15 protein-coding genes are annotated in these 19,276 nt (G+C 69.7%); 7 read left to right on the top strand and 8 right to left on the bottom strand.

Annotated elements, in window-relative coordinates; all coding sequences use genetic code 11:
- Positions 1 to 3 precede the first annotated feature (3 nt).
- Positions 4 to 372, top strand: a complete 369-nt coding sequence (locus tag VGT80_RS08845) for a VOC family protein (RefSeq protein ID WP_327454902.1) — start codon at positions 4 to 6, stop codon at positions 370 to 372.
- Positions 369 to 935, top strand: a complete 567-nt coding sequence (locus VGT80_RS08840; RefSeq protein WP_327454900.1) for a GNAT family N-acetyltransferase — start codon at positions 369 to 371, stop codon at positions 933 to 935. Before VGT80_RS08845 ends, VGT80_RS08840 begins: the two co-directional genes overlap by 4 nt.
- Here VGT80_RS08840 and VGT80_RS08835 read toward each other — a convergent pair.
- The gene (locus VGT80_RS08835; protein ID WP_327454898.1) at positions 928 to 2,247 is read right to left on the bottom strand and encodes a sorbosone dehydrogenase family protein; all 1,320 of its coding nucleotides are present in this window, start codon (positions 2,245 to 2,247) and stop codon (positions 928 to 930) included. The genes VGT80_RS08840 and VGT80_RS08835 overlap by 8 nt on opposite strands.
- Positions 2,248 to 2,373: 126 nt before the next feature.
- Here VGT80_RS08835 and VGT80_RS08830 point away from each other — a divergent pair, with 126 nt between their 5' ends.
- Entirely contained in the window at positions 2,374 to 3,552 is a 1,179-nt protein-coding gene (locus tag VGT80_RS08830; protein WP_327454897.1) for an acyl-CoA dehydrogenase family protein, read from the top strand.
- A 4-nt stretch (positions 3,553 to 3,556) separates the two neighbouring features.
- Positions 3,557 to 4,639 carry an acyl-CoA dehydrogenase family protein gene (locus VGT80_RS08825; RefSeq protein ID WP_327454895.1) on the top strand — a complete coding sequence of 361 codons (1,083 nt, stop codon included), beginning with the start codon at positions 3,557 to 3,559 and terminating at the stop codon, positions 4,637 to 4,639.
- Here VGT80_RS08825 and VGT80_RS08820 read toward each other — a convergent pair.
- Both VGT80_RS08820 and VGT80_RS08815 read right to left on the bottom strand, forming a co-directional pair.
- Entirely contained in the window at positions 4,636 to 6,147 is a 1,512-nt protein-coding gene (locus VGT80_RS08820) for an amidase (protein WP_327454893.1), read from the bottom strand. The two genes, VGT80_RS08825 and VGT80_RS08820, sit on opposite strands and share 4 nt — an antisense overlap.
- A gap of 97 nt (positions 6,148 to 6,244) precedes the next feature.
- Positions 6,245 to 6,433: a DUF3008 family protein gene (locus VGT80_RS08815; protein WP_327454891.1), complete on the bottom strand. Its 189-nt coding sequence runs from the start codon at positions 6,431 to 6,433 to the stop codon at positions 6,245 to 6,247.
- 115 nt (positions 6,434 to 6,548) lie between these two features.
- Here VGT80_RS08815 and VGT80_RS08810 point away from each other — a divergent pair, with 115 nt between their 5' ends.
- The gene (locus tag VGT80_RS08810) at positions 6,549 to 8,177 is read left to right on the top strand and encodes a carboxylesterase/lipase family protein (RefSeq protein WP_327454889.1); all 1,629 of its coding nucleotides are present in this window, start codon (positions 6,549 to 6,551) and stop codon (positions 8,175 to 8,177) included.
- 10 nt (positions 8,178 to 8,187) lie between these two features.
- Here VGT80_RS08810 and VGT80_RS08805 read toward each other — a convergent pair whose 3' ends face one another.
- Positions 8,188 to 10,098: a hypothetical protein gene (locus VGT80_RS08805; RefSeq protein WP_327454887.1), complete on the bottom strand. Its 1,911-nt coding sequence runs from the start codon at positions 10,096 to 10,098 to the stop codon at positions 8,188 to 8,190.
- 209 nt (positions 10,099 to 10,307) lie between these two features.
- Between VGT80_RS08805 and VGT80_RS08800 the strand changes: the two genes are divergently transcribed.
- Positions 10,308 to 11,417, top strand: coding sequence for an S-(hydroxymethyl)glutathione dehydrogenase/class III alcohol dehydrogenase (locus VGT80_RS08800; protein WP_327454885.1), 1,110 nt, complete (start codon positions 10,308 to 10,310; stop codon positions 11,415 to 11,417).
- Here the strand turns inward: VGT80_RS08800 and VGT80_RS08795 are convergent.
- The 3 genes from VGT80_RS08795 to VGT80_RS08785 all read right to left on the bottom strand — a co-directional run bounded on the left by VGT80_RS08795 (position 11,414) and on the right by VGT80_RS08785 (position 15,671).
- Positions 11,414 to 12,937 (bottom strand): acetyl-CoA acetyltransferase, encoded by a 1,524-nt coding sequence (locus VGT80_RS08795; RefSeq protein ID WP_327454884.1) that lies wholly within the window; start codon positions 12,935 to 12,937, stop codon positions 11,414 to 11,416. The two genes, VGT80_RS08800 and VGT80_RS08795, sit on opposite strands and share 4 nt — an antisense overlap.
- Before the next feature lie 375 nt (positions 12,938 to 13,312).
- Positions 13,313 to 14,320: a LacI family DNA-binding transcriptional regulator gene (locus VGT80_RS08790; protein ID WP_327454882.1), complete on the bottom strand. Its 1,008-nt coding sequence runs from the start codon at positions 14,318 to 14,320 to the stop codon at positions 13,313 to 13,315.
- 58 nt (positions 14,321 to 14,378) lie between these two features.
- A complete protein-coding gene (locus tag VGT80_RS08785) occupies positions 14,379 to 15,671 on the bottom strand; it encodes an amylo-alpha-1,6-glucosidase (RefSeq protein ID WP_327454880.1) in 1,293 nt (430 codons plus the stop codon).
- Positions 15,672 to 15,880: 209 nt separating this feature from the next.
- On the opposite strand from VGT80_RS08785, the gene VGT80_RS08780 reads away from it, so the two are divergent.
- Positions 15,881 to 18,346, top strand: a complete 2,466-nt coding sequence (locus VGT80_RS08780) for a TonB-dependent receptor (protein ID WP_327454878.1) — start codon at positions 15,881 to 15,883, stop codon at positions 18,344 to 18,346.
- A gap of 91 nt (positions 18,347 to 18,437) precedes the next feature.
- On the opposite strand, the gene VGT80_RS08775 is transcribed toward VGT80_RS08780, so the two are convergent.
- The gene (locus VGT80_RS08775) at positions 18,438 to 19,259 is read right to left on the bottom strand and encodes an AraC family transcriptional regulator (protein WP_327454877.1); all 822 of its coding nucleotides are present in this window, start codon (positions 19,257 to 19,259) and stop codon (positions 18,438 to 18,440) included.
- Between the last annotated feature and the right edge of the window lie 17 nt (positions 19,260 to 19,276).

Here is a 19,276-nt window from a genome sequence, read left to right as displayed (position 1 = left end):
CCGATGATCGGCTACACCACGCTCGGCGTGAACGACCTCGAGCGGGCGCGGGCGTTCTACGATGCGGTGCTGGCCCCGCTCGGCGGCCGCCGCACCCTGACCTATGAGCGCTCGCAGTATTACGGCTCGCGCGGGGGCGCGATGCTCGGCCTCACCTTGCCGTTCGACCGCGCCGTGGCGACGCCCGGCAATGGGACCATGGTCGCCCTGGCGGCCGCCTCGCACGAGGAGATCGACCGGACCCACGCCGTGGCCCTGGCCAACGGCGCGACCTGCGAAGGCCCGCCCGGCGACCGCGGCGACGGCTTCTACGGCGCCTATTTCCGCGACCTCGACGGCAACAAGCTCTGCGTCTTCAAGATCGAACGATGAGCGAGGTCGAACTGCGCAAGCCGGACCTCGTGATACTCCCGGCCTACAAGGCTGCGCTGGAACGCGGCTGGTCGCCGGACAATGTCCGGGGCCTGGCCGCCGCCGAGGAGGAACTGGCGAAGATCGCGCAGGACCCGGCGGCTTTCGTGGCGGCCATGGATGACCCCCACGCCAAGGGCGGCGACGTCGTCCTGCCCGACGGCGACAAGGTCCCGCGCCTGCCAGGCTACCGCCGCTGGATATGGGACGGTGAGTTCTGCGGCTCGATCGGCTTCCGTTGGAAGCCGGGTACGTCCGAGCTCCCCGGCTATGTTCTGGGCCACATCGGCTACGCGGTCGTGCCGTGGAAGGAGGGCCGCGGCTGCGCGACGGGGGCGCTGCGTCTTTTGCTCCTCGACGCCCGGGCGCGCGGCCTCGAATGGGTGGAGCTCACCACCACACCCGACAACATCCCTTCGCAACGGGTGATCCAGTCGAACGGCGGGGTCCAGGTCGGGCGCTTCGAGAAGAGCCCGCACTACGGCGGCGGTCCGGCGCTCCGCTGGCGCATCGCGCTCACTTAGCCGGCGCCACGCGCCAGATGATCCCGCCCACGTCGTCGGCGACCAGGAGCGCGCCGTCCTTGGCCACCGCCACGCCGACCGGGCGGCCTTGCACCAGGCCCTTGTCGTTCAGGAAGCCGGAGAGGAAGACCTGCGCCGGCATCTGCGGCTTGCCATTGGCGAAGGGCACGAAGACCACGCGGTAGCCGTTCAGCGGCTTGCGGTTCCAGGAGCCGTGCTGCCCCACGAAGGCGCCGCCCCGGTACTGCGCCGGGAAGCTGGCGCCCTGGTAGAACACCAGGCCGAGCGAGGCGGTGTGCGGCCCGAGCGCATAGTCTGGCGGGATCGCCTTGGCGACCAGGTCGGGCCGCTGCGGCTGGGCCCGGTCGTCCACGTGCTGGCCGTAGTAGCTGTAGGGCCAGCCGTAGAAGCCGCCGTCCTTGACGCTGGTCATGTAGTCGGGCGGCAGGTCCGCGCCGATCTCGTCGCGCTCGTTGACCGCGGTCCACAGCGCCCCGGTCACCGGCTCGAAGTCCATGCCCACCGGATTGCGCAGGCCAGTGGCGAAGCTGCGCACCTTGCCCGAGGCGATGTCGTACTCCCAGATCGCCGCGCGACCCTGTTCGGCCGCCATGCCGTTGTCGCCGACGTTCGAATTGGAGCCGATGGAGGCATAGAGCTTGGTCCCGTCGCGGCTCGCCACGACGTTCTTGGTCCAGTGGTGGTTGATCGGACCGCCCGGCAGGTCGAAGACCTTCTCGCCCGGCCCCTGAACCGTGGTCGCGCCGGCGGCGTAGGGGTATTTCACCACGCCGTTATCGTTGGCGACATAGAGGGTATTGCCGACCAGGGTCATGCCGAACGGGCGGGTCAGGCCCTGGGCGAACAGGGTCTTGGTCTCGGCCACGCCGTCGCCGTTCGCATCGCGCAGCAGGTAGATCTTGTTGGGGCTGGCCGGCGAGGCGCCCACCCGCTTCATCATGATCTTGGCGGCGAAGGCCTCGAAGCCCTTCATGGTGTGGTCGGCCGCGCTCGGCTGCGAGGCGCTCTCGGAGACCAGCACGTCGCCGTTCGGCAGGACGTAGAGCCAGCGCGGATGGTCGAGGCCCTCGGCCATGCGGGTCACGGTGAAGCCCGCGGGCGCCTTGGGCGCCGCGCCGGCCGGCCAGCCCACCGCCTTGGGCGTATCGAACATCGGCAGCAGGAAAGGCTTGGTGAGCGCCGGCAGCTGCGGATTGGGCCCGAAGCCGACCAGGGGATCGGAGGAGCCCTTGGGCTGGCCGCAGCCGGCGAGCGCCAGAGCCGCGGCGGCGGCGAGGAGGGGAGCGCGCATTGGGGGATCTCCGTGGTCGGGCGGGGCCGGACCATAACCCCGCTTTGCGCCAGGCCAAACCTGACGTCGCGGCGCCGTTGCCAAACCCCGGCGGACGCGGTTGGCTGCCGGTAAGGGAGCGAAACCATGGACCTGACGCTGACGCCGGAGATGGCCGCGTTCCGCGACGAGGTGCGGGCGTTCCTGGCGGCGCACGCGGACGACTATGCGGCCGGCGCCCCGAAGGACGTGAAGGCCTGGCAGAAGCTGCTGATCGAGCACGGCTATGCCGCCCGCACGATCCCGCGCGAATACGGCGGCTATGGCGCCGAGCCGGACATTCTCAAGGGCCGGATCATCGCCGAGGAATTCATCCGCGCCGGCGCGCCGCGCGGCATCGCCAACCAGGGCGTCTCCATGCTGGTCCCGACCCTGCTGGAGGTGGGCTCCGAGGACCAGAAGCGCCAATGGATCGGCCCGACCCTGCGGGGCGAGGTGATCTGGTGCCAGGGCTACTCCGAGCCGGGCGCGGGCTCGGACCTCGCCAGCCTGCAGACCAAGGCCGTCGAGGACGGCGACGATTTCCTGATCTCCGGGTCGAAGATCTGGACGAGCACGGCCCACGTGGCCGACATGATCTTCTGCCTGGTGCGCACCGAGCCTGAGGCCGCCAAGCACGAGGGCATCAGCTACGTCCTGTTCTCGATGAAGACGCCGGGCATCGAGGTTCGGCCGCTGAAGACCATGACCGGCCAGGCGGAGTTCAACGAGGTGTTCTTCACCGACGTCCGCGTGCCCAAAGCCAATGTGGTCGGCGGCCGGGGGCGGGGCTGGTTCGTGGCCAACACCACGCTCAAGCACGAGCGCGGCATGCTGGGCGATCCGAACGCCACGGAGGCGCGGCTCAACTCGCTGGTCGAGGTGATGAAGACCGAGACCGTCGGGGGCGAGCGGATCATCGACAATCCGCTCTTCCGCGATCGGCTGATGGCCCTGCAGGCCCGGGTGTTCGCCATGAAGTTCAACGGGCTGCGGCTGCTCACCGCCGCCCAGACCGGGGAGGGCGCGGGGCTGGCCGGCCTGATCGTCAAGCTGCAGGGCTGCGAGCTCAACCACCAGATCGCGGCGCTGGCGATCGACGCGCTGGGCGAACTCGGCATCCTCTACCACGAGGGCCAGCACCTGCGGGCCAAGGGCAATTGGCAGCGCAGCTATATGTTCGACCTCGGCCTGATCATCGGCGGCGGCACGGCGCAGATCCAGAAGAACATCATTGCCGAACGCGGCCTTGGCCTGCCGCGCGAACCCAGCCCGGCGAAGGCTTGAGGCCATGCGGTTCGCCCTCTCCGAAGACCAGCGGATGCTGCAGGACAGCCTCGCCAAGGCGCTGGTCGACGTCAGCCCGCTCGACCGCGTGCGGCGCTTTGCGGCTGACCCCGCCGACACCGCCGCCGACGTCTGGCAGGCGCTGGCCGAGTTCGGACTGCCGGGCATTGTCGTGCCGGAAGCCTACGGCGGTCTCGGCCTCTCGATGCTGGAGGCCGCCCTGGCGTCCGAGGCGCTGGGCGCGGCGGTGGCGCCCGTGGCCTTCCTCGGCTCGGTGCTGGCGCCGCTCGCCCTGGTGCGCGCGGGGTCGGAGGCCCAGCGGGCCGAGTGGCTGCCGAAGCTCGCCTCGGGCGAGGTGCTGGCCGCGGCCGCCATAGGCGAGCCGATCGCCGGCGCGCGCGACGGCGCGGGGCTGGTCGCCAAGGCCGGCAAGCTCACCGGCCGGGCGCTGTTCGTACCTGGCGGCCTGGCGGCGGGTCTGATCGTGGCCGCCGACGCCAAGGGCGGGCTGCACCTGGTGCGCGGCGACGCGCCCGGCCTCACCCGCGCCGTCATGCCGACCATCGACGACACGCGACGCCTGGCCGAGCTGACCTTCGCCGACACCCCGGCCGAGCCGTTGACCTCCAACGACGCGCTCGCCGCCCTGCGCGACGCCGGCTGGGTGATCCTAGCGGCCGACACCCTGGGCGCCTCGCAGGCCATGCTCGACAAGGCGGTCGCCTACGCCAAGGAGCGGCGACAGTTCGGCCGGGTGATCGGCTCGTTCCAGGCGGTGAAGCACCTGTGCGCCGAGATGGCGGCCGAGCTCGAGCCGGCCCGCGCGCTGGTCTGGTATGCCGCCTACGCCTTCGACCACGCGCCGGAGGAGGCCTCGCTGGTCGCCGCCCACGCCAAGGCGCACTTGAGCGAGATCGGCCGTTTCATCGCCCGCACCTCGACCGAGGTGCACGGCGGCATGGGCATCACGGATCTGCTGGGCCTGCACTTCTGGTTCAAGCGCATCGGCCAGAACCGCCAGCTGTTGGGCGGCCCGGAAAAGGTCCGCGAGATCGCCGCGCGCGTGCAGGGGTTGATCGGGGCCTAGGCGTGGACCGGGGGGACCCGCTGGGCCCAGGGCCGGGCCGCCTCCAGCTCATAGGCGAGCTCGAACAGCAGGCGCTCCTGGCCGGCGCGGGCTGAGATCATGGTCCCGACGGGCAGGCCGGCTTCGGTCCAGTAGAGCGGCACGCTCATGGACGGGGCGCCGGCGATGTTGTGCAGCGGGGTGTAGCCCACATACTCCCTGAGCCGCGCCACCAGGGTGTCGAAGGGCACGCTCGGTCCGACCTCGCCCAGCAGGGGCGGGGGCGTCGAGAGCACCGGGGAGAGCACCACGTCGAACTGGTGGGCCGGGAACCAGGTGTCGTAGGCCAGCGCGTCGGCCTGCAGGCGCTGCAGGGTCGGCGGCAGGGTCTCCGGCGGCGTCTTGCGGAACATCTCGACCATGCCGAGGCTGAAGGGCTCCATCAGGGTCTCGTCGGCCGGCCTGCCGGCGAGGCGCGCGACCTCCGCGGCGTCCTGGGCCGCGCCGTTGGCCCACAGCAGCAGGAAGTCGTCGATGAACTGGGCGCCGTCGTCGGGCCAGTGGGCCTGTTCGATGTGGTGGCCCAGACTCTCGAGCAGCTTGGCGGCGCTCTCCGTCGCCGCGGCCACCTCGGGCGAGGGCGCGTGGCCGAGGCCGTTCTCGATGAGATAGCCGATGCGCAGCCGTCGCTTCGCCGGGCCGGTGACCAGCCCGACCGGTGGGTAGGCCGCGCCGGGGGCCGCGTCCTCGGTGAGCGCGAACAGGGCCGCGGAGTCGCGCACGCTGCGCGACACGACGTGGCGCACGCTGATGTTGGTGATGCGGGTCTCGAACCGCGTGCCGATCATCCGCCCGCGCGAGGGCTTCAGCCCGAATAGGCCGCAGCTGGAGGCCGGGATGCGGATCGAGCCTCCGCCGTCGCTGGCCTGGGCGACCGGCACGATCCCAGCAGCCACCGCCGCGGCCGACCCGCCGGACGAGCCGCCGGACGAGCGCCCCAGGTCCCAGGGATTGTGCGTCGCCCCGGTGGCCAGGGGCTCGGTGGTCGGCAGGTAGCCGAACTCCGGCGTCGCCGACTTGCCGAGGACGACCAGGCCCGCGCGGTCGAAGGCCGAGATGTAGGCGTCCTGGCTGGCGGCCGGGCCTCGCAGCTCGCCCGATCGCGACCCCGACCGGGTCGGCAGGCCGGCATAGTCGTAGAGGTCCTTGATCAGGAACGGCACGCCGCCGAACGGCCCGGCCGGCGCGCCGGTCCGGGACAGGCTCTGGGCCTTGGCCAGCGCCCGGTCGAAGTCGGAATTGACCATGAAGTTGAGCGCCGGCTGCAGGGCCTCTGCGCGGGCGATCGCGGCGCCGACGGCTTCAGCCGCACTCAGCTCGCCGCGCTTGATCATGGCGGCGGTCTCCGTGGCGTCCGGCCAGGGCGAGGCGGGCGCGGCGGCAGGCGGCTTCGGCGCGGCGTGCGCGGCCCCGGCGGCGGCGAGCGCCAGCGGTGCGGCGGCGACACCGCGGCGGGTGATGTTCAGCATGGACCCCCTCAAGACCCCGACTCTCGGCGCCAGCTTGGCGCTCTATCGCCATACAGCGCAATGCGTTCGGCGGATGCCGGGCAGGGCGTCGGAGGGTTCAGCCGCGGGCGGCGTGCTCGGGTTTCCCCTTGCGCTTGGTGTGGGCCATCTTCTCCAGCTCCTTCTCGCTCATCGAGGAGGCCATGGATTTCGAAGCGCCCTTGAGCTTCGACTTGGGCGTGTCGCCGCGCTTGGCGGAAAGGGCCGCGCCGGCGGCTTTCTGCTGGGCCTTGGACTTGGCGGGCATCGGATATCTCCCGGTTGATGCGCCGACCAACTCGCGAAGCCGCGGCCCGGTTCACGCCGCCCGTTGTCAGGTCTCCGCGCCGGTGATGGGATGGGCGCCGGCAATGGGGGCGAGCATGGGATCGAGCGGTGTGGGACGGCGCGGCCTGCTGACGGCGGCGGGGATGAGCGGCCTGTTGTCGGCGGCGCCCGGGACAGCGCTCGCCAAACAGGGCGGCAGCGCGGGCGCCTCGCGGCTCGCCACCCCGCCCGAAGCCATCGTCGAAACCCGCTCGGGCAAGGTGCGCGGCGCGGTGCGCGACGGCGTGTTCACCTGGAAGGGCATCCCCTATGGGCGCGACGCCGGTGGCGCGGCGCGTTTCCTGCCGCCGCAGCCGGCGGCGGGCTGGACCGGCGTGCGATCGGCGCTGTCCTACGGCCCGGTGTGCCCGCAGGTGGAGCGGACGGGGTGGAAGAGCGACGAGACCGCCTTCATCTACGACTGGGACGACGGCTTCGCGGGTGAGGACTGCCTGCGCCTGAACGTCTGGTCGGGCGGCGTGACCGGCCCGGCGCGGCCGGTGATGGTCTGGATCCACGGCGGCGGCTACGAGGCGGGCTCCTCGCAGGAGCTGCCGGCCTATGACGGGGCGCGGCTGGCGCGGCGCGGCGTGGTGTTCGTCTCGGTGAACCACCGGCTCGGACCCTTCGGCTTCCTCGACCTCTCCGGCCTCGGCGATCCCCGCTACGCCGCCTCGGGCAATGCCGGCATGCTCGATCTCGTCGCGGCGCTGCAGTGGGTGCGGGACAACATCGCGGCCTTCGGCGGCGATCCGGGCAACGTCACCATCTTCGGCCAGTCGGGCGGCGGGGCTAAGGTCTCCAACCTGATGGGCATGCCCCTCGCCAAGGGGCTGTTCCATAAGGCGATCGTGGAGAGCGGCTCGCTGCTGAAGATCGCAACGCCGGAGCGCTCGCGTCGCATGTCGGCCGCGCTCTTGAGGCGCCTCGACCTGGGACCGGGCGATCTTTCAAAGCTTTCGGACGTCTCGGCCGCGGCGCTGATCCGAGCGGGCGAGGCGGCCAAGCTCGACATGCCCAAGCCGCCGGCCGGCGAGATCAATCTGTTATGGGGCCCGACGGTCGACGGCCAGGCGATCCCGGTGCAGCCCTGGGGGACCGAGGCGCCGGCGCAGTCGGCGCAGGTGCCGCTGCTGGTCGGCTCCAACCTCAACGAATATTCGCCGAGCCTCGGCAATCCGGCGCTCGAGGACCTGACCGAGGATCGCGCCAAGGCGATGGCCAAGTCGATCGGCGGCGCCTCCGACGACGCCTGGGCCGCGATGCGCAGGGTCCATCCGGACCTCAAGCCCGTGGAGGTGCTCTCACGCCTGGTCTCCAACCAGTTCCGCTATCCCTGCTACCAGCAGGCGCGGACCAAGGGCCGGCAGGCGGGCGCGGGGACCTGGCTCTACCGGTTCGACTATAACCCCGCGACCGTACTCGACGGGCGGGTGCGGGCCTTCCATTGCGCCGAGATGGCCTATGCCCTCGACAACGTGGACCGCTGCCTGAACGCCACCGGCGGGACGGCGGAAGCCCGAACCCTGGCCGCGAAGATGTCGGGCGCCTGGCTCGCCTTCGCCCACACCGGCAATCCGAACCATGCGGGCCTGCCGCACTGGCCGGCCGTCACGGAGGCGCCGGAAACGCCGAACATGGCCTTCGACAAGGTCTGCCGGGTGGAGATGCTGCCGGCGCCGTAGACCTTGGCGGCTAGGGCGCCGGCGCCGCCGGTTTGTCGGTCAGATAGACCTGCCGCCAGAATGAGAAGCTGTTGAAGTCTCCGTGCTTCAGCGGATGACAGATCACCGGCGGGTCCTCGCCGGCCGCGGAGGTGGGGTCGCACTCGGCGTTGAACATCCGCTGCTCTTCCGGGCTGGAATTCTTCAGGTTGTTCTGAGCCGGAAAGACCCGGAAGGTCATGCGCTCCAGCAGGCCGTCGCGCCAGGTTGGCAGCGTCGCCTCGACGTTCTTCCATTTGCCGAGGGTGCGGTCGTCGCCGCTTTTCGGCAGGTTGAACATCTCGTCGATCCATTCGAGCAGGCTGCCCTGCGGCAGGGCGCCATAACCCTCGCGCTCCCGCGACTCGTTCAGCGGATGCAGGCTGAGGCTGTAGAAGGCGAGCCGTGTGCGCGAGGGATCGGAATCGATCGCCAGCGTGATCATCCGCTTGAAGTCGCGCACCGTATCGGCGGCGGCCATGTAGACGATCTTCGACCATGGGAAGCCGGGATAGCGCGAGATCAGCTCGTCGCCGACGATCGCCCCCATGGAATGGCCGTAGTACTCGATGGTCACCGGAACCTGGACCTCGCCGAGGCCATCGACCTTGACGGTGATCATGGCGAGCGTCGGATCGTCGTCGTCGACATGGGCGAGGTAGGGCGTCAGGTCGTTGAAGAACAGGGTGAAGCCGCCGTGCGGGCAGGTGAGCGGCTCGTCGATACGCTGCAGGTCCGATCCGTCGTGGCAGCTCTTCTCCCCGTTGTTCGGGTCGGCGGGATTGACCGGGGTGCTTTCGTTGTCGAAGGCGATGCGCGTCCTTCGCACCATGTTGTCCCAGGCCTGGGCGCCGACTTGCGAGACGGTGGCGGTGGCGGCCACCCGCGGCAGGAAGAAGATCGAGTAGAGGAAGGTTTCCTTCGCCCGCCGGTTGTTGAATCCGCCGTTCAGCAGCGCCTTCTCATAGTTGCCCGGCCGGGCCTGGACGATGGGTCGGAACTCCGGGAAGACGATGTTGGAACAGACGTGTCCACGATGGTGGCCGGCGTCGAAATAGCCGCAGTCCTGCAGGACGTCCTCGTAGTTCAGGTAGTAGAGGTCGAAGTCCTTATCGAGGACGCTTTCCTTGTAGCGGATGACCTGCTGGAGGTAGTTCTCAGGCGCGGTGGCGATGCTGGACCCGATGTCGGAGATAAGCCGCGTGGGGATCGAGATCCATTGGTTGAAGCCGCTGTTCGGATCGACCGAGCCGCGGCGCACGCAGCACAGCCGATCCCCATAGGAGACCAGGAAGTCGCTGTTCCAGATCAGGAACAGCGGCACGTAGCCGTCGCGTATCATCACCGGCGCCAGGCCCTCGGCGCCGAACACGGCCTTCTCCTGCGAGACCAGGCCGCCGTGGGCATAGATGAGGACCTTCACCGGCGTCTTGCGCAGGGCCGCCTCGAGGTCTTCCCTGGACGCTCCCGGCCGCGCGCCCGCCGCCTCGGCGATCAGCTCCCGCGCCTTGGTCTCGACGCGCCGCTTCAGGTTTTCGACGGCCGCCGTGCGGATCGCGGCCTGTTGCGCCGCGGTGATGGTCGGCGGACTGAGACGCGCATCAGGGATCAGCCGCCTGCCTTTGAGCCGGTAGATGTCCCGCACCTGGCCGTTGTCGCGCACCGCGATCGACATGCCGGAAATGTCGCAACGCCGCCCGTCGTAGATGTCGGCGATGTTCGGGATCGCGATGATCTTATCCGCTGACGGCGGCGCTTGCGGGGTGGACGGCCTGGCCTCGCCCGCGTCGCACTGGCGGAGTGGCCCATCGTCCTTGGGGTATCCGGCGGCCGCGACGGGGGGCGCGTGAATCCCCAGCAGAACGACCGCGGCGACGGCGGCGGCCAAGTGACGTTGGCGCATCGGAAACCTCGTTCGGGTTGGCAAGGCGAAACGGAACGAACGCAGGCACAACTGACCGAACTCTCCCCAGCCGGGAGGATGGATCAGTCAGCTCTTATAGGTTGATTCTGGCCTGTCGTCAGACGCCGGGCGGCGCTTGAGCCAGGTCGAGCTTTCGGGGCGACGCTGGACGGCTTAGATGCTGGCCCACCGATCCCTGGGGGACATCCATGAAGACCCGCGCCGCTGTCGCGTTCGCCGCCAAGACGCCGCTGGAGCTCGTCGAGCTCGACCTCGAGGGGCCGCGCGCCGGCGAGGTGCTGGTGGAGATCAAGGCGACGGGGATCTGCCACACCGACGCCTACACCCTGGACGGCCTCGACTCGGAGGGCCTCTTCCCCTCGATCCTCGGCCACGAGGGCGCCGGCGTGGTGGTCGAGGTGGGGCCGGGCGTGACCAGCGTGAAGCCCGGCGACCACGTGATCCCGCTCTACACGCCGGAGTGCCGGCAGTGCAAAAGCTGCCTCTCGCGCAAGACCAACCTGTGCACCGCGATCCGCGCCACTCAGGGCAAGGGGCTGATGCCCGACGGCACGAGCCGGTTCTCCTACAAGGGCGCGACGATCTTCCACTACATGGGCTGTTCGACCTTCTCGAACTACACGGTCTTGCCCGAGATCGCGGTGGCGAAGATCCGGTCCGACGCCCCCTTCGACAAGGCCTGCTACATCGGCTGCGGGGTGACCACGGGCGTGGGCGCGGTGGTCAATACGGCCGGCGTCGAGGCCGGGGCCAACGTCATCGTCTTCGGCCTGGGCGGCATCGGGCTGAACGTGGTGCAGGGCGCCAAGCTGGTCGGCGCGGCGATAATCATAGGCGTCGACATCAATCCGGCGCGGGAGGACTGGGGCCGCCGGTTCGGCATGACCCACTTCGTCAATCCGAAGGCGATCGAGGGCGACCTGGTGCAGCACCTGACCGCGCTCACCGACGGCGGGGCGGACTACACCTTCGACTGCACCGGCAACACCGCGGTCATGCGCCAGGCGCTGGAGGCCTGCCACCGCGGCTGGGGTGAGAGCATCATCATCGGCGTGGCCGAGGCCGGCAAGGAGATCGCCACCCGGCCGTTCCAGCTGGTCACCGGGCGGGTCTGGAAGGGTACGGCGTTCGGCGGCGCGCGCGGCCGCACCGACGTGCCGAAGATCGTCGACTGGTACATGGAGGGCGCGATCGAGATCGACCCGATGATCACCCACACCCTGCCGCTCGAGCGGATCAACGACGCCTTCGACCTGATGCGCTCGGGCGAGAGCATCCGCAGCGTGGTGGTCTACTAGCCGAGCGCCGTGACCAGCCGCCGCCCGGCCTCGTCGCGGGCGCAGGCGAGGTCGGCGCCCAGCGGATCGTGCGCGATCATCTGCGCGACGAGGGTCGGGTCCTCCACCGCCGCCACGAACCGCTCGCCGGCCGGCGTGCGGCCGATCACGACGCCGGTGGGCGCCTCGCGGCCATAGTCGATGGTGTAGGTCTCGACGGCGCCGGTGAGAGCGTCGTCCGGCGCTCTGGGCGGGGTCGGCCAGGCGTCGATTTCGGCCTGCAGGGCGGTGCTGTCGAAGCCGCGCCAGTTGCTGGCCTTAGTCGAATAGACGCCCACCGAATATTTCGAGAGGAAGCCGCCGTTGGCGCCGACGAAGCCATAGGCGCCGGGCTGGGCCCGCAAGCTGCGCGCCATGCTGGCGATGGCGTGCATGGAGTAGTTGTTGCCGGCCCCGCCGAAGAACGGCAGGCCGCCGGTGACGGTGAGCGGGCGGGGATCGTCCGGCGCGACGCCGAGCTCATCCCGGACATCGGACACCGCGACGGGGAAGCAGGAGTAGAGGTCGAAGAGGGCGACCTCGGCGGCGGCGATCCCGGCCAACTCCAGCGCGCGCCGCCCGGCCACGCCCGCGGCCGGATAGGCGGCGAGGTCGGCGCGATCGAGCGGCATCCGCTCGGCGACATCGCCGCCGCCGTGCAGATAGACCCAGCGGTCCTGGGGTACGCCGAACGCCTTGGCCTGGGCGACCGAGGCGATCAGCACCGCCGCGCCCTGGTTCGCCTGGTCGCGGGCCACCATGCGGCGGGGATAAGGATCGGCGACCAGCCGGTTGCGCGCGGTGACGGTGGCCAGCTCCTCGGCCGAGAACAGCTCGCGGCTCATGGCGTGCGGATTGCGGTGCGCGACCTCGGTGAAGGGGGCGAACAGCCGGCCCATTTCGAGGGCGTATGCGGCGCGGCCCAGGCCCCGCCTGGCGCGGCGGGCGTTCTCGTAGAGCGCGTAGATCTGGATCGGGGTGCGGGCGCCGTGGGCCGCCAGCTCCGGCTCCGAGAGCCGCGGTCCGAAGCCGCGGTCCTCCAGCTCGCCGCCGACGCTTTCGGCCCAGTCGCGGGTCTCGCCGCGGGTGAGCAGGTGGCGGACCGTTGAGATCGCCTCCGAGCCGCAGATCATGGCCAGGCCGGGTTCGCCACGGCCGATGGCGTTGGCCAGCTCGTTGATCAGATGCTGCGGGCCCTGGCCGCCCACCGGCTCCAGGACGGCCCGGGCCGGATCGGCGCCGATACGCCGGGCCACCGCGCGCGGGAAGTTGTCCGCGCGGCCGAACGGCGGGACGGCGCGCGGTCCGGAGACCTCGAACTGCCGGATCGCGGCGATCAACTCGATGGCCGCCGCCAGGCCCGCCCGCCCGCCGGCGTCCTCGAGGGCTGCCTTCGCCGCCCGCGCCGCCAGCTCCACCGGCGACAGGGCCTGATAGTCCGCCGCGTCGATCCGCTCCGACGCCTCGCCAACCCCGATGATGACCGGCGTATTGTCCGTCACGCTGAACTCCTCGAACCTCTGCGAGCCGCAGGGACCCTAGTGCCCTGACGCAGCGGCGGCCTAGCCCGCGATTTTGCGTATCGCGCCGTCTCGCCGACCTCGTCGGGGTGACGCAACCTCCGCCTCACCGCCTCTCCGTGGCCCCGATGACGGAGTGGAAGTTACGTGAGTTCGTGAGCCCGAATAGCGCACTCGCCTTCGCGGAGATTTCGGGTCGCGCTTTTCCGGATGATCTGGACCCTCCGAGGCTCTCAAGGACGATTTCGCCGCGGAGCGGTCCGCTGCCTTTGGGTAGCGATCCTTGACGGCCTCGGAGGAGTCAGCCTCGTTCTCACGCGCGCCGCCGGTTTCGATCCCGGTGCGCGCGCTCGCGACCTAGGCGCGCGGCGGGGCTGTGGAGTGACGGACCTTGAGCTGCGTCGGCAGCGTGACGGTCTCCACCTGGTCGTCGCCGCTCAGCCGGCGGTGCAGCAGCTGCATGGCGGTGCGCCCCATGTCGTCCGAGGGTTGGCTGACGGTGGTCAGGGACGGGCTCGTGAAGGCCGCGAACTCGATATCGTCGAAGCCCGCGACGGAGATGTCTCCCGGCACGCTCAGGCCAAGCGCGTTCAGGCGCTGGATCGCTCCGATGGCCATTTCGTCGTTGAAGCAGAACAGCGCCGTCGGCCGCGGCGAGATGTTGAGAACCTCGTCCACCGCGTCGCCCCCCGACTTCATGGTGAACTCGCCGGCCACCACCAGGCGCTCGTCGAACTGGATTCCCGCGGCGCGCAGCTGCAGGCGGTAGCCGAACATCCGGTCCCGCGAGTGGGGGCTTTCCTCCGGACCGGTCAAGACCGCAATGCGCCTGTGACCCAGCGACAGCAGGTGTTCGGTCATCAACCGCGAGGCGCCGACGTCGTCGACGCCGACGGTGGAGCAGGGCGCCACGTCCAGGCAGGCGCAGGCGTTGACCACGGCGGCCTCGGGATTCGCCTTGAGGATCAGATCGAACACCCGCGCATGCAGGCGCGAGCTCAACACGATCACCCCGTCGACCTGGCGGGCGGCCAGGAGGCCGATGTACTGGGCCTCCACCTCCTCGTCGTTCTGGGTGTCGCCGAGCAGCACGGAATAGCCGAGCTCGCGGGCAACCTTCTCGATGCCCCGGATGGACCGCGACAGCACCGGATTGGCGATATTGGTGACCAGCACGATAATCAGGCGCGACTGTTGCGAGCGCAGACTGCGGGCCAGCAGGTTGGGGCTGTAGCCAAGCTCGGCGGCCACGCGCACGACGCGCTCGCGCGTCGCCTTGGCCACCCGCTCGGGCACGGTCAGGGCGCGCGAAACCGTCGCCACCGACACCCCCGCCGCCACAGAGACGTCCCGGATGCTCACCATGCCAACCGCATTAGTCCAGCTTCACCCGCGCGCATAGGCTGGCGCGCCCGGTCTGCGTTCAATCAAAGGCCCAGGCGAGGCCCGCCGCGGCCGTCCAGGAGAATGTGTCGCCCCCGAGCCCTTCTCCGCTCAAGGGGTCGTAATATTCGCAAAAGCCGTTCCGCTGGATGAGCCGGCGCGTGTCGGCGCGCAGTCGGCGGGCGAGTTCGCCGCAGCCATGTCGCGCCAGGCCGTCGCCCAGCATCCAGTTGACGATCGCCCACACCGGTCCGCGCCAGTAGCGGCGCTGATCGAACTCGGGGCTGTCCGGCGCCATGGTGGGCGCTCCGAACGCGCAGAGATCGACCCACCTCTGCAGCTCGTCGGCGAGGCGCTGCGCGCGGCCCGGGTCGTCCAGGCCGCCCCACAGCGGCAGGAAGGACGCGTGGGAGGCGATCTTCAAGCTTTGCCCGCTCACCAGGTCGAGGGAATAGTAGGCGCCGGCCTCCTCGTCCCACAGCCGCTCGAGGCCCTTGCGCCGCCGCGCCGCCCGCTCGGAGAGCCGCTGTTGCTCGGCGGGCGTCCCGAACCGTTCCGCCAGGGCCAGCAGGTCGCGCTCGTCGCGTTGCAAGATCGCGTTCAGGCCCACGTCGGCGACCTTGAACGGCGTCTGCGCCCACATGCGCGCGTCGTCCCAGCCCAGGCCGCGGTAGAGTTCGACCAGGTAGATGTAGCGCTCGTACTCCCACTGGCGGGGCCGCATGGCGGCGTCCACCAGGGCGACGTCGCGCCGATGGAAGACGGTCGTGGTCGCCGGAGTGGCTTCCAGCGGGCGGTCCCAGACCGGCGAATTGTCGGCCCCCGATTCCCATGGATGCAGCACGCCCACGAGGCCGCTCGCCTCCGGGTCCCGTGCGCGATCCCACCAGTCGTGCAGGGCGAGGATCTTGGGATAGAGCGCCGCCGCGCGGGCCCGCGAGGCCCTGTCGTCACCGGCGCGGGCGAGGATGAAGCGAGCGGCGGTGGCGGTGATCGGCGGCTGGCTGATGCCGGAGGTCCGTGGCACGTGGTCGGCGCCCCAGACGTCGGGCCCGGGATAGTAGCTGTCCACCACCTGGTGGAACACGATGTGCGGCAGGAACCCGTTGGTCCATTGGCCCGTGTAGAGGCTGTCCAGCTCATCCCAGGCGCGCTGGACGTCGAAGGTCGCGACGCCCATGGCGCAGAACGCCGAGTCCCAGTTCCACTGGAATGGATAGAGGTTGTCGGTGGGCACGGTGTAGCCGCCGCGATTGTTGGTTCGCAGGATCTGGATGGCGCGGCCCCGCAAGGCGGCGAGATCCGCGTCCTCCGTCGCTTCGTCCACCCGCATTGGCGGCCAGCTCCCCCGCAACCTTTGGTGCAATCGGTTACATGTCACAGACTGGCCGAGGCAGCAAGTTGGCCAAAAAACGCCGAAATCCGGGGGATTGCGTCCATCTCGATTCCAAAATATGTAATCGTTTACCGTCACCGATCGTCGGATAGTACGATCTGGAGAGCGGATGAAACGCGCTGCATAGGCGCGAGGGGAGGACTGGGATGGGCAAGTCTAAGCTCTTCATGGGCGTCGCTACGGTGGCGCTGGCTATTGCGGCGGTGGGGGCGGGATCCGCCGCGGCCCAGACGGCCCCGGCGAAGCCGGCTGGAGCGACCGTCGAAGAACTCATCGTCACCGGGACCAGCACCGCGCGCACCGCGCTCTCCACCCCGATGGTGGCCACCCGGGTCGACAACGAGCGCCTGGAACTGCTGCAGTCGAGCAGCGCAGCCGACATCCTGACCACGGTGCCGATGCTCAAGGCGGAGGGCGGCGGCGGCGAAGTGGCGGCCAACATCTTCGTCGCGGGCCTGCCCTCCGGCGGCCAGTACCAATTCACGCCCTATGAGTTCAATGGCATCCCAGCGATCGGAAGCATCGGCCTGAACTCATCGGCGCCCGACGTCTACTACCGGACCGATCTGGGGGTGGATCACCTGGAGTTCGTGCATGGCGGGGTGTCCAACCTGTTCGGCGGCGGCTCGGTGGGTGGCCTGATCAACTTCATCGACCGCACCGGGACGGACACGACGCGGGGCGAGGCGAAGCTCGAACTGGGCGAGATCGGACGGGTGCGCGGCGACTTCGCCGCCGCCGGTCCGCTCAACAAGGATGCGGGGCTCTACTACGCGCTCTCCGGCTACTATCGCTATGACGAGGGCCCCCTGAAGTCGGGCATGCCGAGCGACGGCTACCAGATCCGCGGCAACATCAAGAAGGAGTTCGACGGGGGTTATTTGACCGTCTTCGGTCAATACATCGACGACAGGGTGCAGTTCTTCGCCGACTACCCGCTGACCGGCGACACGCACAAGCGGCCGAATGGCAACGACGGCAAGCCGATTTTCACCACCATGACCTCGGCGCTTGAGGACATCTCCTATCTGACGCCGAACGGCGTCTACCACACGGCGGTGGGTGACGGCGCCGCCTCCAAGGGAGGCCAGGTCGGTTTCGAGTTCCGCAAGGACTTCGGCGACGGCTGGGGCGCCAGCGCCCGCGGCAACGTCGGCCACTACGAGACCTCGTTCGCCCTCTTCGCTGGCGGCGACAACGTCCAGAACCTGCCGACCACCCAGGCCGCCTTCCTGACCGCCTATGGCTACAACCCCGCGCTCAACACGGCGGTCTTCACCTACGCCAACAGCGGCAGGGCCGTGCCCGCGACCAATCTGCTCTGGGCCGATCGGGTCATCGACCGTTTCCGGCCGCTGACCACCGCTTCGGGCGAGGTGAACCTGACCAAGGAGCTGCAGGCCGGCGCCTGGGATCACCACTTCACCCTGGGCGCCTTCGCCGCGCGCACGGCGGCTTCGGACGTCAACTACGGCTACTCTTTCCTGGGTGATTTCGCGAATGCGCCGCAGCTGATCAATGCGGTCGTGACCAACAATGCGACGGGGGCGCAGACCATCGTCTCGCGCAACGGCCTGCTGGACGCCGGGTTGCAGTACACGAACAACTACGCCGAGGCGAAACGCTACGCCTTCTACGCCGCCGACCAGACGTCGATCGGACGGTGGGAGCTGGACCTCGGCGGACGCGTGGAGACCCTGGACGGCCATGTGCGCCGCGAGGGTTCCAAGCTCTTCACCGCCGACACCACGCCGAACCTGTCGCCGCTGATCGCCAATGTGTTGGGGGGTAACGGGACCTTCCTGGACGGCACGGTCAGCACCACCGGCTGGGCGCTGGCCGGCAGCGCGCTTTATCACGTCTCCGACAACCTCAGCGTTTTCGCGAATGCCTCCCGCGGCTTCTTCATGCCGCAGCTCAACAGCGTGCAGATCAACGCCGCCGGGGTTCAGACCTATCGGCCCGAGATCATCAAGCAGGTGGAGGGCGGCTTCAAATACGCCAGCGGACCGCTGTCGGGTTCGCTCGCGGTGTTCTACTCGACCCTCACCAACCGGCAAAACGTCCAGCTGCTGAACGGGCCGCCCGGCGGCGGGATCGTCGAGGTGGTCAACCAGGTCGCCACCCGCACCTACGGCTTCGAAGGTGACGTCCGCTATCGGATCCTTGATGGCCTCACCTTCGAGGGCAACGTCACTTACGACCACGACCGCTACACCAAGTACACGCCGGTGGCGGCCTGCACGGCCTGCACGGGCCACGAGTTGGTGCGCCAGCCACCCTGGATGGCCAACGCCGGGTTCTATTACAACAGCGACGTCATCGACGCGGCCTTCTACGACACCTACACGGGGCGGACCTTCTCGTCGGACCTCAACAACATCGAGCTGCCGGCCTTCAACGTATTCCGGATCGAGGCGGGCTACACGATGACGGTGCGGGGCGGCGACAAGCTGCGCGCCGGCGTCAGCGTCTATAACCTCTTCGACAGCCAGGCCGTCACGGAGGGGTCGCCGCGCCTCGGCACCCTGCAGAACGCGGGCCAGGCCTTCTTCGTCGGACGGACCGTCCTGCCGCGTCGGGTGACCGTCCAGCTCTCCTACAAGTTCTAGACCGGCGCTCGCGCCGAGCCTCCCCGCCCCGGAGCCGCGCGTGCATTCGAAGGAGAGAATTGAGCCAGCGGCGTCCGGTCCGGGCCGCTGGCTATTTTTTGGCTGCGGCTTCCTCGACGTCGTCCAGCGCCTGAGCCCGCAGGCGCATCCCGGTCGGGCTGTCGCCGAGGAAGCGGCGGACCAGCTTGTTGAAGTACTGCGGGTCGTCGACCCCCACCCGCCTGGCCACCGTGCCGACCGGCAGGTTCGTGGCCTCCAGGAGGAAACGAGCGTGCGCCATGCGCCGCTGCAGGGTGTAGCGCGGGACGGTCATCCCGAACCGGCGACGAAACGCCTGGGACACGAAGTGCTGCGATCGGCCAACGTCGCGCGCCAACCGGCCGGCGGTGAGCGGCTCGGCGAACCGGGCGTCCACCAGGGCCGCGACGCGATCGGCCACCGTGTCGGCCGGATCCCGGCGGTCGGCGGCGCGGTCCACGCACCAGAGCAGCAGGTCCTGGAAGGCGACGGAGGCGGCGGCCCGCGCCACGGGATCGCCCGCCCGCGCCTGGCGCCCGGCGATGGCGGCGAGACGTTCGGCGGCGTAGCCCGCGCCGGCCCCCAGGCGCAGGTGCAGCGGTACGGCGATCTGCTGGCCTTGCGCTTCCACGGGATGGAAATGGACGCACCAGTGGCGACCAGGCTGCGGCAGGTCATAGGCGCTGCGGAGTCCGGCCGGGGTCACCGTCAGGTCTCCGGGCGCCAGCTCAAGCTCGAGATCGCCGAGCTGCATGCGTCCGGCATAGGCGTGCAGGTGAAGGGCGTGGGTCTGACCCAGGTAGCGGGTGGCGAAGTCGCGGTCGGCCAACGGGAATTGACCGGCGAGCTTCAGCCGCGGCGGCGTCGTGGCGGGCCAGGCGAGGGTGGGATCCATCTGCGAATTTCTACCAC

This window comes from Phenylobacterium sp. (genome assembly GCF_035944335.1).
GTDB lineage: Bacteria > Pseudomonadota > Alphaproteobacteria > Caulobacterales > Caulobacteraceae > Phenylobacterium.
Note: the sequence above shows the minus strand (reverse complement) of the source record. Positions and strands in the feature narration are given on the sequence as shown.

Coding starts and splice junctions, on each gene's coding strand:
- VGT80_RS08780 (WP_327454878.1), top strand. CDS start 15,881: ATGGGCAAGTCTAAGCTCTTCATGGGCGTCGCTACGGTGGCGCTGGCT.
- VGT80_RS08825 (WP_327454895.1), top strand. CDS start 3,557: ATGCGGTTCGCCCTCTCCGAAGACCAGCGGATGCTGCAGGACAGCCTC.
- VGT80_RS08835 (WP_327454898.1), bottom strand. CDS start 2,247: ATGCGCGCTCCCCTCCTCGCCGCCGCCGCGGCTCTGGCGCTCGCCGGC.
- VGT80_RS08845 (WP_327454902.1), top strand. CDS start 4: ATGATCGGCTACACCACGCTCGGCGTGAACGACCTCGAGCGGGCGCGG.
- VGT80_RS08815 (WP_327454891.1), bottom strand. CDS start 6,433: ATGCCCGCCAAGTCCAAGGCCCAGCAGAAAGCCGCCGGCGCGGCCCTT.
- VGT80_RS08785 (WP_327454880.1), bottom strand. CDS start 15,671: ATGCGGGTGGACGAAGCGACGGAGGACGCGGATCTCGCCGCCTTGCGG.
- VGT80_RS08805 (WP_327454887.1), bottom strand. CDS start 10,098: ATGCGCCAACGTCACTTGGCCGCCGCCGTCGCCGCGGTCGTTCTGCTG.
- VGT80_RS08830 (WP_327454897.1), top strand. CDS start 2,374: ATGGACCTGACGCTGACGCCGGAGATGGCCGCGTTCCGCGACGAGGTG.
- VGT80_RS08810 (WP_327454889.1), top strand. CDS start 6,549: ATGGGATCGAGCGGTGTGGGACGGCGCGGCCTGCTGACGGCGGCGGGG.
- VGT80_RS08820 (WP_327454893.1), bottom strand. CDS start 6,147: ATGCTGAACATCACCCGCCGCGGTGTCGCCGCCGCACCGCTGGCGCTC.
- VGT80_RS08800 (WP_327454885.1), top strand. CDS start 10,308: ATGAAGACCCGCGCCGCTGTCGCGTTCGCCGCCAAGACGCCGCTGGAG.
- VGT80_RS08790 (WP_327454882.1), bottom strand. CDS start 14,320: ATGGTGAGCATCCGGGACGTCTCTGTGGCGGCGGGGGTGTCGGTGGCG.
- VGT80_RS08775 (WP_327454877.1), bottom strand. CDS start 19,259: ATGGATCCCACCCTCGCCTGGCCCGCCACGACGCCGCCGCGGCTGAAG.
- VGT80_RS08840 (WP_327454900.1), top strand. CDS start 369: ATGAGCGAGGTCGAACTGCGCAAGCCGGACCTCGTGATACTCCCGGCC.